Below are 15292 nucleotides of genomic sequence, written 5' to 3' on the forward strand. Positions count from 1 at the left end.
CGTCCAACACCAGCTCATGCTCCGCTGCGGTTGCTTACTAAAGAGCGAGACCCATCAAGATCACAAGACGTTTGAATAGAAGTGTCCGTGCGGCGGACATTGACTGACCAAGATTGGCCCTAGGGAAGCGATAGGCGCGTCAACTATCTGATTAGCTGAACTTGCTCAGCAGCGGTCGAGCTCGGCGGTGTTCTATTGGTTTTATACGGCGGCGTGCCGAGAGACGAGATGATAGCGCCGGACGCATCGATTTTTCCTTCGAGTACGGAATTCAGCGGACGTTCCAGCATGGAGCTGCACCAACGAGAGGTTGCGGGCTCGCGGTCGATCACTTCCTGAAGCCCGCATTCGGCAACTTTCCCATCGCTTGGTCGGCGGCCGTTGTTATTTGTCGCCCAGATAGTGGGCGACGCCTCGTTAATTCAACTCCCGCTTAGTGCTATCGTTGTGGCGGAGCCAGCCTCAATCCTCTCCCTGATGTGCGGTTCGTGGAGAAGTGTGTGAGGCTGCAAGAGCTGACCGACTTCGATAAGAGCACGATGAACGATTGGATCCGCGACTGCGGCGCGCAAAAGCCGGGCTTGAAACCGAAGGCTATCTTCGAAGTTCTCAGGCCGTTCGCCGTGCGCCTCCGGAAAAGCGAGATCGACGCTGGTGGACATATTCCATGGCTGTTGAATAACGGATTTCACGTCGCTCATAAAGGCCGCCTGCGCCGCCGCAATTGGGCTGGCCTCTGACGCCGCGCTTTCAAAGGCAGCCCGCAGCAATCGTGACTGCATGGCTGCCGATGACATGCCTTGACCGTGGGTCGGATTGAAACGGCAAAGCGCATCCGCGATCGGCAGTACACCGTGGGGCAAGTGATGCAGCCGTTCAAAATGTTGCCACCGGTTTGCCGAAAAGCCGAAGTGCCTGACCGATTCGATCGGCCGAGCATGACGAAATACCTGAGATAAGGTCGGCATCTCCAGTTGGGAGAACGTGCTGAGGAAATCGTCCCAGGTCTCCAGCCGCGGTACAGCCCGGCGGTCGGCGATGGTGATATACCAGCGGTCGCCTTCCAAGGGCACGAAGACGGCCTTTAGCGCCGAGTTAGGGGGATCCGGCTCCGTCAACACAAGCTTCCATTGGGGCAAGTCATGCGGTGCAAAGCGCACGATCGTGGTCGAATAGCCGATCTCGAGGGTGACCTCGGTGAACTCTGGCCGTTCCCAGCCAAGTGCGTCCAGCAGCGACAATGTCAGGGCGCCCCTGCCGGAAGCGTCGACAACAAGATCGCTCTCCAGCGTATCCGACCGTGTGAAGCCCGTGTCGAATCGCACACCGCGCACAACGCTGGTGTCCGCTAAAATCTCGACCACCCGGCACTGCGACCGCAGCGAGACGTTGCCGATCGCCATCACCCGACGCCGCAGCACAGACTCAATGAGCGGCCGGGACGCGCAGAGAATCGACAGGCCAAAATCACGGCTCGGCAACGCGCCAATGTCAGCGCACTCAAGTCGGAATTCCTCCGCTATCTTGACTGGGACGGCCCCAGCTGCGGCGAGTTCCTGTTCGAAGCCTGGAAGAATCTCGTCGAGCGACTTGAGGCCGCCGGCAAGGAGGCCATGCGGGTGCCGATCCTGGGGAGTGCCTGGCCGCGATTCGACGAAGGCCGTGATTTGGTCGCGCTCGAGTATCTCGACCTGTTCGAAATAGCTCGCCAATACCGCCGCGGCAGACAAGCCCCCGATGCCGCTGCCAATCACCACCGCACGTCGGCCGAAGAGATTGTTCATGTTGTGCGCTCCACAAGATTCGTGATGCGGAGAGCATCAGCTGCGGGTTACAGCGCGATTTCGGAAGGTTGCTGGAGTCGTTACGTCGGCAACTAGTCGCGTGAGAGATGAGCGACGAGCTACATGATCTCACGCATTCCTCAGTCGTTATTGATTTGTGACCCTCTCGACGTCCTCTTGCGATGGCACCGGGATCGTGGGTGTCTTGCCGCTTTGCGGCCACGATATCCGTGACGACCTTGTCGGCTCCCTCACGGCTACTTGCGCAGTTCACGACCAGGGAGCCTCCTTCGGCCACGTCTGGCCGATCTTGATCGCTGGCGTGCGATGTTTTTTTGAACGTGATGTTGCGGCGATCGAAGAACTGCCAGAGCACGCTCGGCACGAAACGCTCGCCGTGGGCCTTGAAGAGATGATCGGCGATCTCGGCCAGCGTCATGTCGGGCGTAGCCTCGACCAGGGAGAGAATCTCTGCAGCATGACCCTCGATCCTAGCTGAACGCCGGTCTCCGCCCTGCGCTCCCGCCTCACAGGCGCCGGTGCTTCGCCACTCGCTGACCAGTTCGATCGCCGTCGACGGAGCTGCGCCGAACCGGCCGGCAGCGCCTCGACAGCTCATGCCCTCATCTTCCACAGCCCGAATAATGCGAAGGCGAAGATCCAGCGAGAGGGGTTTAGCCATGGGGGCTGGCCTCCATCACCAGCCCTCAGGGTGAATCACGATTTGCCTCGCAAGGGAATCCCTTCCGATTCCGACAGGTCGGAAAATGCTCTAGCAGCCCACGCGGGTGCCGATCCTGGGCGGTGCCAGGCCGCGATTCGGCGGACGCCGCGAGGCGGTCACGTTCAAAGATGTCGACCTGCTCGAAATAGTCCGCCAAGGCACCCGCGAGCGACGGACCGCCGATGCCCGCGCCAATGAGCACCGCGCGCCGACCGAACAGATTGGTCATGCTGCTCCGCTCCATAAACTCGAGATGAGCAGATGATCACATGTGGACTGCAGCTGAATTTCAGTCGCTCGGATAATAATTACGACGGTAACGCGTGGACTGATCGTGATTCAACATCAGCGGCCGTTTCGCGCCTGCCGAATGGGAGCAACTTCGGTCGCTAGGCAGCGCGACAAGGCGCGGGCCAATTCAGCAGACGCCAGCGGATGGTGGATCACTTCTGAGATTCCCGAAACTGCCAGCAATGACGCGTCCAGATCTCGCGCCGAGGGTATCGCGAGAACGATCGGCACGGTGCGGATATTCCCTTCGCACCCAGGCGGAAGCTGAGTGCGGCGTTGAATACGGTCAGCGTGTGGAGCGGAAGGTCAGAACCGTCAAGGCCGACGTCGTGGCTCACCTTGGTTGCACCATTTGCACTGAGGTCGTGGCAGGAAAGGCAACTGTGCGAATTGTCCCGTGACAGGCGCCGATCGCCAAAAAGACGCTCGCCAAGCCTGACCTTCGCGGTATCTATCGCGGGAGATTCCGGAACCGGAATGATCGGCTCGTCGGAGACGGTGCTGTTCGCTTCGGGTTGCGGCGCGCAACGGCTGCGATCTCGCCGAGGAAAGCAAAGAGCCACCAAGAATCAAGACGCAAATCAACGTGATCCAGCGCCAGGGATAGGCAGGCCGGGCAGTTCCACTTTTCCGCGAGGTCAGATGAGGCAAAGTATCGTCGCGCAGCATGCTGGGCAATTTCTAGTCAACGTCATCATATTCCACACGTCATGCTCCGTCCTTCCGCAGCTGGAATATGAGGATTGTTTTGCAGATTGTGAAGCTCGGGCGAACGCAGCCCCTTGCACTGCATGGGGGCCATGTGCGCGGTTTGGTGGCTAGCCCAGCCAATATCGTCCGCGCCTCACCGCCTGCTCGATCTTGCCTCGGCCGCGAATGCGTATGTCCCGCAAGGTTCGGTCATCGAATTCCTCCAAGGCAGCGACAATCTTCTTGATTTCCTGCTCGCTCCGCCACTTCGTTCACCGCCTTGCGATCGCTCGCCAGATTCTGATCAGCCAGCCACGGCGGGAGGACCGGTTGGCTGCAAGCGTTGCATAACCGCCGGTCGAGGAATATGCCCGCGACACCACCCCGACTTGGTCGACCGGCCCATATTCGCGCGCCGTCATTTCGGTACTGGCGGAGGACGAAACAAGCGAAATCGACTTACGCCGCTCGCGCCAGGAGGAGTCCCGCGGCTGTGGAGCACTGGCTTCCTCGTCACTCACCGTGACGGGCAACGTCGCAATCCCATGCATTGAAGCGCCATACAAGGCAAACCCTTCGATCAAGAACCAAACCAGCCGTGGCCAGGTCGCGCTCGCCACGGTCATTGCTGCCATCGCTTCCGGAACCAAACTCGCGTCGGCCGCGGAGCGGTCCGGAGTCTGCGCTAGATCGCGCCGGCTGCGCGATTGAACGCCTGGCTCATATCCCTGGACGCTCGGGCGTTTGCCCGTAATGCTCACTAATTTGGCGGGATTCAACATCAGCTGCTCCGATTGGCTGCTCACACAGACGAAGGAAGAGTTGCAAGAGATCCTGAGGACAGCGAACGGGCGCGCCGACATGCGATCAATGGAACGGATCGGCGTTTCCGCAACATGAGATTCTCCGTAAACTGGCAAGGAGACTCTGATGATCGCCAGTTACGCGAGTATTACTTGCGCGAACAATCGGATTACAGTTGTAACCCCTCGGCGCCGCATTTTTATCACGTTAGAATGGCTCTAGCGGCAACGCGAAGGTATAGCCGACGCCGCGCTCGGGTCGACCTCGAGCTTGCGCCTCAGCAGCAGCACCTGGACATCGATGCTTCGATCGAAAATATCCCCGTCGCCGATGATGACGTCGGTTGCGAAATTTCGCATCACCTGCAGCAAATCCTCGTGCTGGGCAGGAACCGCGTCGACGAACACACGCCCCATCGCGACGCGCAGCCATTCCGGTCCCGGCGGGATGTCCTTCAATTCGGGAACCCCCGTGCCGATCACGCGCAGATCGAAGTCCGCGCCTGCGGGGAGCGGATGGAATTTTGTGCCGATATCTTCGATGCGGCTGTGCAGCACGCTGCCCGATAGAAGGCGATCTCGTGGCCTTCGGCGATCAAGAAACGTCCGATCGCAAGCAGTGGATTGAGATGGCCGGTGGCGGGAGTCGAAGCGATGAGGATTTTCATGTGACCTGTCACTATGGTTGGTGAGAAGAGCCGCCCCGTACGATGGGGTCCGAGGGAGCAGTTCCGGCAGGAACAGGCTGGTGCATCGCGGTTACGCCTCGACTTCGAAGGCCACGAGAAATGGTCACGGCTGCAACGTGGGATGGCTTTGAAGAGGCGGCCATGCTCAAGTCTGCGCGACTGCGCGCTCGACGGGACGAGCCAGCAGCGAGTAAGCGGCCAGGGCAACGAGCGAGCATATCGCCATGGGCGCCGTCATCGACAGCGCCGAATGCTCGTCATGGAACATCGCGACAAGGCCGCTGACAACGGAAGCTGTGCTCATCTGGATAAAGCCTGTGGCGGCAGCGGCAGCGCCCGCAATCTGCGGCAGCGGCTGCATGGCCCCCTCCGTCGCGTTCGGCACGATCAGCCCGAAGGCGAAGTTGCCGAGGACCGAGATGACCCAGCAAGCGGCATCCAGTCGGCCAGCATCATTATGATGCAGCGCAGTAGCGGTAACAACCGCCAATACCAAGCCGATCGACAGCGGATATTTCGGCGCAACGCCCCTTGCGCTGAGCCGGCCGTTGAGGAACGCGCCCGCCATGATCCCCAGCGAAGTCGCCGCGCACACCAAGCCGTACTGCTCGGACCGGAGTCCTACAACGTTTGATCAAGAACAACGAGGATCCGGTGACATAGGCAAACAGCGCTCCGAACGCTGCGGCGATGACCATGATGTATCCAAGACACAACGGATGCGTCAGCACGTGAAGATCGTTGCAATGACTGATGGCGCCGGGTGGTTGGCCGGGTCCGGCCTCGCGGTCTCGGCAAAGCCGATCAAAATGATCAGAAGCAGGAGCAGGCCGACGCCGGCAAGGACGGAGCGCCATCCGCCAAGGGAAAGCAATGGGGCTCCCGCGCTTGGCGCAATCATGGGAACGACCATAGTGACGATCGCCACGTAGGAGAGCCTGGTGCGGGCGGCCTGCCCTTCGAACTGATCACGGATAGTGGCGAACGCGATCGTCATGCTAGCGCCGCTGGCGCCCCTGCACGACACGCCACATCAAGAGGATCGGCATTGATCGCGCAACCGACGCCGGCGACGCCGCACAGGGTGCAAGCGAACACTACGACCGGCTTGTGGCCATATCGATCGGAGACCGGCCTGCAAAAAAGCGGCGCGACAGCGACACCGAACATGAAGAGGCTCATCATCAGGCTGGCGCGCTCGGGAGCGACGCCGAGCGCGGCTCCCATGGCCGTGAGCGCCGGCAGGCTCATGTCGATGCCGAACGACGGCGGCGCAACGAGAAAGCCGAGCAGCAGGGCGAACGCCATGGAAGGAAGGCAGAAAACGCACGAGCAGGATGCCCCATGATTAAGCGGCGCCCGTCGCAGCTCTGGGCGAGCAAGATTGACGAATCCAGGTTGCGTCTCGATTTCGAAGTGGCGAGAAACTGTTACGGCTGCAACGTGCCTCCTAACCGTGCAGCCGCTCATGGTGCAGGCCGCGATCGCTTCAGCAGCCGCGGCAGATGATTAGCCTGCGATCGACTACGATGTCCTCGGCACTGAGGCGTTCGAGATCACTGGGCATCTCCGAAGGCACGTCGCGCGCCTGCGGTTGACGGTGGCCGACCGACCTCCCGCCGGCCAATCGCGCGCCCTGCGTTAACTTTAACGGTGCGATCGTCAACGCTGAGCCGGTCGGCGGTCTCGCTGTTCCCGCGGTCTGCGCAAAGCCTGCGCGATCGCCGAGCAGAGCCAGCACCACTACCGCTTTGATGAAGTTTCGCATGATTGCCTCTCCTGAGATCGGCGCGCCATTTGCGACGCGACCGATGTGTGGTCCGAGGAGCTCACCATGCGGAACCGAAACTACGAATGGATGTTGTGGCTGCACGAAAGGCCTACGAACGTAACATGGACCCCTAAGTCTCGGCTGTCCCTCGCCCGGCCATTTTGCTGATATCGAGCCCGATCGCTGGCTAGCGACGACGCCCCCGATCGCATCCACTATGAGCTGTCTTCGCGGCGAGGACACTCATGCGACCATCTTGGCCCTGAATGAAGCGGCCGCGACGGCCGCGAGCGAATACGACTGGGTCTCTCCTTATCTGGGTGATGGAAGGAAAGCCCTGATGATGGTGAAGCATCTTGAATCGCGAGATTAGCCAGACGGTCCCGGGCTCTTGACTCGAAAGTTGACGCCGACTGCCCTTCAGGGAAACGGGCAATCAGGTGCTCAGCGCGAGCACGGTAATATTACGCACACGCAATACTTTCACCTGAAAATCGAAACCACGCTGTAACGCGGTGGATTCAGCCTGTCCCTGTCCCTGTCGATGCGATCGATGTTCGCCATAAGGAGGTTGAACGATGAGTACATTCCGCCGCCCCTCTTCCGATCCTAGTGCCATAGCAAGACTCCGCGTAAACCGGCAACGCTGCCAAGGCCATGCGCGTTGCGTTTCGCTCGCGTCGACACTGTTTGAAGTTGACGAATTTGGCGAGGGTCGCGCGATCGGCAGCGGCATCGTGTCGGCAGACATGCAGGACCAGGCCTATGCTGCGAAGGCCAATTGCCCCGAATCTGCGATCGATATCGAGGAGATATGACTAATATGAGTGGGACGAACACCTGTTACCGACTGAGCGAATGATTTCGACCATCTTGATCCGCACTGGGCTCAAGATCCCCATTCGATCTGGCGCGAGTTGCGGAAGACGTGCCCGGTCGCTCACACCGATCGGTTCGATGGTGTTTATCTTCCGTTGAGCTATGAGGACATTCGCGCGGTCGCCTATGACACTGAGCATTTTTCCTCTCGCCACGTTTTCAATTCGAAGGAAAACCACTATTGCCGCCCAGCCCGCCGGTCACGTCCGATCCGCCGGCGCATCGAGATGACCGAATGATCCTGATCGCACCATTCACGCCTCAGTCCGTCGCAAAACTGGAGCCGAGAACGCGCGCCATTTGCCGTGAACTTCTGGGCCGGCTTTCCGACAGGACACAATGTGACGCCGCCATGGACTATGCGCAAGAGATACCGACGCGTGTAACGGCCTATCTGCTCGGCACCCCTGAGCACGATGGCCCTAGATTTCGGAAATGGGCCCGCGATTTCCTGGAGCAAGGTGCCGCGGACCCCGCAATCACACACCGTGTCCTCGCCCAGGTGGACGCGTTCTTTGCGGAGGAAATTGCAAAGCGCAGGGCCGCGCCGGGTCACGATCTCATTAGTCATCTGCTTGAGGCCAAGCTCAACGGTAAGCCGCTCAGTGAGGAGCACATCATAGGCACAACACGACTGTTGTTCTTCGCTGGTATCGATACGACTTGGAGCATGATTGGCGCCAATCTGTGGCACCTCGCCACCCACGAGGAGGATCGCAACGAGCGCCGTCGAAGACTTCCTGCGCGCGTATGCGTCGGTTGCGGTGGCCCGTCAAATCGTGAAGGAGACCGAAATCGGCGGTTGCGCGCTGAAAAACGGGAGATGGTCATGCTGGCTTACGGCGCAGCCAATCGCGATCCGGCGATGTTTCCGGATGTGGATCGGGTTATTATCGACCGGGCCGAGAACCGGCATGCAACGTTTGGTCTCGGCATCCATCGCTGCATCGGCTCGAATTTGGCCCGCGTGGAAATCCGTGTTGCTATCGAAGAGTGGCTCGGCAGATTTCCCGACTTCGTGCTAAGCGATGGCGCGGTCGTGGAATGGTCGGCGGGGACTGTTCGAGGGCCACGGCGGATTCCGATCGCTATCCGGCACTGATGAATCGAAAAGACCAGTTTCGTGAGACGGCGACGGCGCGATCAGCCGCCGTCTGGAGATTTCATTTCCTGCCTCTCGAGCCGGTCGTCGAGATGGACGATGACGCCTCTAAGAGATCTGGCGCTGGAGCAAACGGATGCGGCATGCAAGCACGGTCGAAAACGTATTTGCAGCTCATCTCCTTGTGACGATCATTGACCGCGCGCGCCACTGGTCGCTCGATTTGTAGCACGCTGGGTTTCATTGGGCTGGAAGGATCGACGCACGGAAGATGCGCATCGCGTCATAGCCCTCAACGACGGTGACGGTGTCGGTACCATTCATGATCAGCGGATCTCGGTATCCAACAGGCACGGATTTTCCGCCATCTTGGGACCACAGACGATTGGAATCGGAGCGACCAAAGAAGCCAGCTGGCCCATGTTCAATGGGACCGTTGTCAGATCTGGACCAAGAGTTGCTGGATCGCTTAACGACAGACGTGCTTTATGGTCAGGACGAGCCTCCGGACCTCACGCGCCAGTGACGGTCGCGCCTGAAAGGGAGTTCCTGCGATCCGGCGAGACGCTTCGCACGATCTTGTGCAAATTGGCACGAAACGGCGGCGCTCCACTTTTTTTTGCCCCGTAGCCGGCTATCCAAACCCCGCTGCTGGCCTGTATTCGGATCGATATCGAAAACGAACTTGGTTACGATCACGACCTGCTCGCGGACGGGGCAAGAGCCTTGTCCACGAGCTCCTCGTTCGTGAACGGGCCGCACATTCGGCGGTGTCGAAAAATGTAACGCCGCGCTGGAAGGCCGATCTGATCAGCGCGATTCCCGCCTGTTTGTCGGCCGCCGGACCATAGCCAAAGCTCAGTCCCATGCAGCCGAGCCCGATGGCAGTGACTTCCAGGTTGCTGTTTCCAAGTCTAAGAGTTTCAATTCCCTCGTCCTCGTTTTTGGCTATGGTTTTAACATCCAAGCTTTCCTCCTTGCCAACGCGCACCGATCGAGTTCGCATCGTGCTACATGCCCTGGCAGCACACCTTCGACGCACCGCTCCGACGTAGTAGGTCGGAGAGGAAGCCGTATCTCTACATCAGCTTTGATCACTCTTGCGGCGCTCGGTCGTACTGCAGCGGGAATTCCGCTCAGGGCGAGAATAATGCGGCGTTAGGCGGACGGTTTCGCCAGTCCTTCACATAGGCTGGCGGCGTGAAGATCCAGGCCAGACGGTCGAGATTCTCCTCTGCTGTGCGGCCCTCGAAAATCGAGTTGCGCACGCTTCGCTCGATTCCCCCTGCGTGATAGAGCCTATCGAGCATGAGCGAGGAGAGTTGCATGCGTGCCGAGCGCACTATGCGGATGGCTTGGTACGCCTTGAAAGCAGCAGTGACCTCGCCGTTGTGTCGGTCGACTTGATCGGCAAGACAGATGGCATCCTCAAGCGCCATCGCGGCACCCTGTGCGATATATTGCGCCATAGGATGTGCCGCATCACCGAGCAGCGTGACCGGCCCGTCGCTCCAATTGTCGATGGGATCACGATACCGAATGATATGGCGTTGATAAAATGAGGAAAGGCGTAGGATTTCCGACACAGGGGCACACCAGTCCGTATAGGTTCGCACCACCTCCCCTATGCCTGCTTCTCCCTCCTCTATATCGTCAGCGGCAACTTTGACTGTCGCGCCGACGTTGAATTGCGTCCAATTGCTTACCGGATAGCACATGAGATGCGCGCCGGGACCGGCCCATAGGGTGGGATAGGGTCGCTGCAGCGCCTCGGGAAAATTCTTCCCCGGGATCAGGGCACGGTAGATGACGGCGCCTGCCGATTTGGGCTCACCGTCTTTGATCAGGCACTGTCGAATACGGGAACGGATGCCGTCTGCCGCAACGAGCGCCTTGGCGGGTATCTCATCACCTGCTTTGAGGGTCACCACAACGCCCCCCTCTTCGATCCGGTAACCTTCAACCCGGCTGTCAGTGTGCAGCTTGACCGATGGCTCGGCACGACAGCGATCCAGCAGCGCGCCGTGGACGTCCGCCCTATGGGCCACAGCGTAGGGGTAGCCAAAACGACTTTCGAATCGGTCACCACAAGGAATATCACAGATGGTCTCGCCAGTGATGCCGTCCGCCAGCAGCATGCGTTCGATCAGCAAGGCCTGCCGCTTGACGCAGTCACCAGCGCCAAGAGCTTCCAGGACTGCCAGTGCATTGGGGGCGACCTGCAGGCCAGCGCCCACCTGGCCAAACTGCTGGGCCTGTTCGCACACCACCACCTGGAAGTTCCGACGCGCCAGAGCCAAGGCGCAGGCGAGGCCGCCAATGCCACCTCCAGCGATCACGATCGGCCGTTCATTTCTGGTGAAGGTGCTCATAGGGACTTTCCGTTGTTCGACTTGGCGTGCGTGACGGCGCATAGCGCTACGGCAGCACGGTTTGATTGGGGCGCCGTGATGTAGCTCTACTGCAGTCGGACTGGCCTGAGCCGGCCTAGGCCGCCGGCATGAAGATCGCCTTCGTCTCGAGATATTCTTCCAGGCCTTCGAGACCGCCTTCCCTTCCGATACCAGACTGCTTGAAACCGCCGAACGGTATCGAGGGTACGAGTTCCAACTGGTTGACGCCGATCTGGCCGCTCCTGATACGGCAGGCCACGCGGTAGGCCCGCTCGGAATCTGAACTAAAGATGGTGCCGCTCAGCCCGAAATCAGTATCGTTCGCCAGCCGGACCGCGTCCTCAATGTCGTCGTAGGGCTGAACGATCACCACCGGTCCAAATATCTCTTCCCGCGCGATAGCCATCTCCGGCAACACGTCGGTGAAGACAGTCGGCTCTATGAAGAATCCTCGCTCGAAACCAGCCGCGCGCTTGCCGCCGGTGACCAGTCGCGCGCCCTCGGCCAATCCGCTATCGATGTATCCCAACACACTGTCCATTTGCCGGCGGTTCAACACGGGCCCCATCTCTGTCGTCTCGTCCCAGGGATCGCCGAGCTTCCATGTTCTGACGATGGATGCGTAACGGTCGGCGACTTCTGCAAGGCGGGCACGAGGGGCAAGGATGCGCGTCTGCGCAAAGCACATCTGGCCGGCAAAAGGCATGGTAAAGGGGGCGACTACCGACAGGGCCTGTGCCAGGTCTGCATCATCCAGCAGGATTGCCGCAGATTTGCCGCCGAGCTCGATCGTCGTACGGGTCATGTTGGCTGCCGCGGCCGCCAGGATCTGGCGACCGACCGCCACGCTGCCGGTGAAGCTGATCTTGTCCACATCGCGTGAGCTGACCAGGCGTGCACTTTCGTCACGATCCGCGGTGATGACGTTCACGACACCGTCCGGAAGGCCAGCCGCCTTTGCGCATTCCGCGACGACGAGAGCGTCCAACGGACTCTCGGGTGACGCCTTCACGATACAGGTGCAGCCTGCTGCCAGGGCCGCTCCCAGCTTGTATGAAAGGATAGGAAAGGCTGCGTTCCAGGGAATGACAAGGGCCGCGACACCCTTCGGCTCCTTGCGGACACGGGCGCTGCCGTTGGGGGTGGGGCGCCTGCCTTCGAATTCGTAGGTCGACGCGAGGTCAGCATAGAAGCGCAGCCGATTGGTGCCGGCATGGACGAGTTGCCGGGTGATCTTGATGGGCGCCCCTACCTGCGCTGTCCACAGCTGCGCCAGAAGGGGCAGCCGCGCGGTCAGTGCGTCGGCCAAAGCATGCATGTATCTGGACCTTTGCGCCGCACTAAGGCGCGGCCAGGGTCCGACATCAAAGGCGACGCGGGCGGCGGTGACTGCCCGGTCGACCTCTTCCGCGCTGGCGAGCGGCACTTCGCAAACGGTTTCTTCGCTTGCCGGATTGACGACGGGAATGCGGTGGAGAGAGTCGGCTTCACGCCATTGGCCGCCGATGAAAAAACCGGCCCGAACGACTGGAGAAATCTCGTCTGATACGTCTAACATGTTGCAATGCCCTTGCTGGCTCGAGGCAGCCATTCGGCTAGGTGCCATTGGTGCCTTTCCGACTAGACTAGGGATCACTGCGAGATCACGCTTTCACCGATGTCTCACTCTGTCAGCATAATGCTATTTAATGCCCCTGCCGATAACTCCTGCTAAGGGCGTTCATCGCCTGCAACGCACTCCAGATCTCGCATGGTGCGTACGACATTCCATCTGGTGCAGGAAAATAGTTGCGCGATCATCGCGCCGATGCCAGACCACGACGCTGAGTCGTAGCGGCGCTATGAGCGTGTGATGCTCAGCGTGCACCTATTGTCATCTTCGCAACGATGTCCACATCATTGGGGAAGCTGAGCCGCGTTTCGGTCGCCGATGAAGATCAATGGGCGCCCAAAAACGGTTGATGGTGAAAGAGATGCCAAGCACCCTAATCGAAGCGCTACTACGCGGCTCGACCGTCCGCGGTAAGTCGAGTTCCAGTCTCACGTGGGATGGAATAGTTGTCGAGCGCCGCATTGCGCCGCCAATCGAGCGGACTGAGGAAACCCTCGACCATCATTACATAATCCTTTGGCAGGGAAGGCCAACCATAGCAGATCGCGAATATAAGACCGGCAGGTTCACTCGAGTGGTGAAGCCGCCGGGTTCCCTTTCGCTCGGCGCGGCCGGCAGACTGCCGGCGGTCAAAGCGAAATCTCCCTATGATGTGATTGCTTGTGTCATCGATCCTGTCGTCGCTGAGCGCGTGGCACAGGAGTTCGAGGAGAACGTCGGTAGCGGAGTCCGTGAGCATCTGGGGATTTATGACGCCGCCCTGGCCAGTTTGCTAGAACTCGCTGTCCTGGAAGCTGATGGGGACAGCCCGAACGGACGTCTTTACCGTAACTCATTGGCCTATGCCATAATTAGCCGCTTTATGCGCGTTGCGTTGACGGCGCCCTGGCCGGTCCCGCTTGCTAATCCGTTGCCTGGGGCACGCCTCCGCCTGGTGCTGAACTTGATGAATGCCGAATTCGATCGGGATCTCAGTCTCGGCGAACTGGCCGCTGCCAGCGGGTTCAGCCGCGCCCACTTCCTGCGCATGTTCCGAGCCGCCACGGGCAAGACACCGCACCGTTACCTGCAGGATGTTCGTCTGGACCACGCCCGTCGACAGTTGCGTTCGAACGCCGCGTCGATCACGGAGGTCGCCCTTGCGTGCGGCTTTTCCAGCCATTCGCATCTGACACGGCTCTTCCAGGAGAGGTTTGGCACTACGCCCAGCCTGTTTCGCAGTAATCATCGGCAGGGAGTTATCGCGCTGGACCGCACCTCGGCTAGATGAATGCAGAGGCAGGAGTGGCTGGCTCTGCCGCATCTGCCGTAGTTACACGGGCAACTTCAGCAACCGATCCGCGTTGCCATGCGCAATTTTCGCTTTGTCTTCGGGTGAGACCGGCAGGTCATCGAGGAATCTCCGGCCCGCGGCATTGGCGGAAAACGGGTAGTCCACCGAGAACAGGATCCGGTCAGCACCGAATGTGGTCAGCGCGGCCATCAGCGGCGGTACCGTGAAGAACCCGCTGGTCGTGATCCAGACCTGTTGCAGTATCGTCTCTGCCAATGAGCGCTGGCTGATTTTCCTGAGTTCCCCACCCAGTATCGCCTCTGATCGCGCCAACATGAACGGCAGAGATTCGCCCATGTGGCCGACGATGAGCTTTAGCCTGGGGTGACGTTCAAGCGTGCCGCTGAGAACTAGCCGCAGGACATGGATGGCCGTCTCCATATGCCAGCCCCAGCCGGCAACCGACAGCATGAAGCCAAGCGGCTCCGGTAGCCCGGCGTAGTACGCCTCTTGCACTGATGCCGGCGGGATCCAGGGATGCAGATAGATTGGCACGTCAAGATGCTCGGCGCGCGCCAATATGGGCTCGAAGCGCAGATCGTCCAGGAATCGTCCGTCTATGAGGCCGTTGATCAGCGCGCCATTGAAGCCAAGCTGGGTGACGCATCGCTCCAGCTCATCCGCAGCGGCTTCCGGCGACAGCATGGGCAGATGTGCGAAGCCGGCCATGCGTTGCGGATTTTCATCTATCGCGCCCTTCAGGGTGTCGTTGAACTCGCGCGCGAGGGAGACCCCCTTCCGACCGGGAACCAGATCTGCCCCTGGGCCGGAGAGCGACAGGACCTGAACGGAGATGCCAGCAGCATCCATGTCCGCCATGCGCGCCGGCCCAAGGTCCTGGAGTTGCGGCTGCCTGATCGTCAGGCTCCAGGAGGTTCCGGGTGGGGGGAAGCCGCGGCGGGTGATGGCGTCGAGGTCGATGCGGCCAGCGAGGGCCGGGACGGTGAAATGCTCCTCCAAGGCAACGATGCGCATGAACGCTCTCCAGTGGCAAAGTTGGTGTCGTTCAAATCAATCTAGACGCCCATCGCAGGATCACGCTTTCACTAACGTCTCACTTTGCCAGCATAGTGCTATTTAATGCCCCGCCGATAATTCCTACGGAACATACTGGGCGTCGGCGCCCCAGGCCGCTGAGAGGCTCGAGCAGGTTCTATGCAGATCACGTGATCCGAGGGCTTCGCGGTAGAGCATCTCAATCGCTACTGCATGCCGATGTAG

Annotated in this window: 16 protein-coding genes and 1 pseudogene; 4 read left to right on the forward strand and 13 right to left on the reverse strand. The window is 60.1% G+C overall.

Annotated elements, in window-relative coordinates; genetic code table 11:
• Nucleotides 1-422 precede the first annotated feature (422 nt).
• Entirely contained in the window at nt 423-1784 is a 1362-nt protein-coding gene (locus V1280_RS16940) for an FAD-dependent oxidoreductase (protein WP_334526086.1), read from the reverse strand.
• Between the two features lie 196 nt (nt 1785-1980).
• On the opposite strand from V1280_RS16940, the gene V1280_RS16945 reads away from it, so the two are divergent.
• Nucleotides 1981-2283 carry a hypothetical protein gene (locus V1280_RS16945; protein ID WP_334526089.1) on the forward strand — a complete coding sequence of 101 codons (303 nt, stop codon included), beginning with the start codon at nt 1981-1983 and terminating at the stop codon, nt 2281-2283.
• Nucleotides 2284-2491: 208 nt separating this feature from the next.
• Here V1280_RS16945 and V1280_RS16950 read toward each other — a convergent pair whose 3' ends face one another.
• The 8 genes from V1280_RS16950 to V1280_RS16985 all read right to left on the reverse strand — a co-directional run bounded on the left by V1280_RS16950 (nt 2492) and on the right by V1280_RS16985 (nt 6749).
• Complete coding sequence (locus V1280_RS16950) at nt 2492-2737, reverse strand: hypothetical protein (RefSeq protein WP_334526092.1); 246 nt, start codon at nt 2735-2737, stop codon at nt 2492-2494.
• A 214-nt stretch (nt 2738-2951) separates the two neighbouring features.
• Nucleotides 2952-3362 carry a cytochrome-c peroxidase gene (locus V1280_RS16955; RefSeq protein WP_334538338.1) on the reverse strand — a complete coding sequence of 137 codons (411 nt, stop codon included), beginning with the start codon at nt 3360-3362 and terminating at the stop codon, nt 2952-2954.
• Nucleotides 3363-3761: 399 nt separating this feature from the next.
• Nucleotides 3762-4271 carry a hypothetical protein gene (locus tag V1280_RS16960; RefSeq protein WP_334526095.1) on the reverse strand — a complete coding sequence of 170 codons (510 nt, stop codon included), beginning with the start codon at nt 4269-4271 and terminating at the stop codon, nt 3762-3764.
• Between the two features lie 240 nt (nt 4272-4511).
• A complete protein-coding gene (locus V1280_RS46800) occupies nt 4512-4850 on the reverse strand; it encodes a hypothetical protein (RefSeq protein WP_442895134.1) in 339 nt (112 codons plus the stop codon).
• A gap of 276 nt (nt 4851-5126) precedes the next feature.
• Nucleotides 5127-5549: a hypothetical protein gene (locus V1280_RS16970; protein WP_334526098.1), complete on the reverse strand. Its 423-nt coding sequence runs from the start codon at nt 5547-5549 to the stop codon at nt 5127-5129.
• A gap of 156 nt (nt 5550-5705) precedes the next feature.
• Nucleotides 5706-5978 carry a hypothetical protein gene (locus V1280_RS16975; protein ID WP_334526101.1) on the reverse strand — a complete coding sequence of 91 codons (273 nt, stop codon included), beginning with the start codon at nt 5976-5978 and terminating at the stop codon, nt 5706-5708.
• Nucleotides 5975-6289 (reverse strand): MFS transporter, encoded by a 315-nt coding sequence (locus V1280_RS16980; protein ID WP_334526104.1) that lies wholly within the window; start codon nt 6287-6289, stop codon nt 5975-5977. Before V1280_RS16980 ends, V1280_RS16975 begins: the two co-directional genes overlap by 4 nt.
• Before the next feature lie 181 nt (nt 6290-6470).
• Entirely contained in the window at nt 6471-6749 is a 279-nt protein-coding gene (locus V1280_RS16985) for a hypothetical protein (RefSeq protein ID WP_334526107.1), read from the reverse strand.
• A 581-nt stretch (nt 6750-7330) separates the two neighbouring features.
• On the opposite strand from V1280_RS16985, the gene V1280_RS16990 reads away from it, so the two are divergent.
• Both V1280_RS16990 and V1280_RS16995 read left to right on the forward strand, forming a co-directional pair.
• A complete protein-coding gene (locus V1280_RS16990) occupies nt 7331-7570 on the forward strand; it encodes a ferredoxin (RefSeq protein ID WP_334526109.1) in 240 nt (79 codons plus the stop codon).
• Nucleotides 7571-7866: 296 nt separating this feature from the next.
• Entirely contained in the window at nt 7867-8733 is an 867-nt protein-coding gene (locus V1280_RS16995) for a cytochrome P450 (protein WP_334526112.1), read from the forward strand.
• A 630-nt stretch (nt 8734-9363) separates the two neighbouring features.
• On the opposite strand, the pseudogene V1280_RS17000 reads toward V1280_RS16995, so the two are convergent.
• The 3 genes and pseudogenes from V1280_RS17000 to V1280_RS17010 all read right to left on the reverse strand — a co-directional run.
• A pseudogene (locus tag V1280_RS17000) lies at nt 9364-9601 on the reverse strand (aldo/keto reductase); the annotation flags it as partial.
• Between the two features lie 268 nt (nt 9602-9869).
• Nucleotides 9870-11105: an FAD-dependent monooxygenase gene (locus tag V1280_RS17005; protein ID WP_334526114.1), complete on the reverse strand. Its 1236-nt coding sequence runs from the start codon at nt 11103-11105 to the stop codon at nt 9870-9872.
• Between the two features lie 115 nt (nt 11106-11220).
• On the reverse strand, nt 11221-12684 hold the full coding sequence (locus V1280_RS17010) for an aldehyde dehydrogenase (protein WP_334526117.1): 1464 nt from the start codon (nt 12682-12684) through the stop codon (nt 11221-11223).
• A gap of 382 nt (nt 12685-13066) precedes the next feature.
• On the opposite strand from V1280_RS17010, the gene V1280_RS17015 reads away from it, so the two are divergent.
• The gene (locus V1280_RS17015; RefSeq protein WP_334526120.1) at nt 13067-14008 is read left to right on the forward strand and encodes an AraC family transcriptional regulator; all 942 of its coding nucleotides are present in this window, start codon (nt 13067-13069) and stop codon (nt 14006-14008) included.
• 42 nt (nt 14009-14050) lie between these two features.
• Here V1280_RS17015 and V1280_RS17020 read toward each other — a convergent pair whose 3' ends face one another.
• A complete protein-coding gene (locus V1280_RS17020) occupies nt 14051-15046 on the reverse strand; it encodes an amidohydrolase family protein (RefSeq protein ID WP_334526123.1) in 996 nt (331 codons plus the stop codon).
• Nucleotides 15047-15292: the final 246 nt, after the last annotated feature.

It is taken from the genome of Bradyrhizobium sp. AZCC 2230 (genome assembly GCF_036924495.1).
In the GTDB taxonomy this organism is placed as follows: Bacteria; Pseudomonadota; Alphaproteobacteria; order Rhizobiales; family Xanthobacteraceae; genus Bradyrhizobium; species Bradyrhizobium rifense.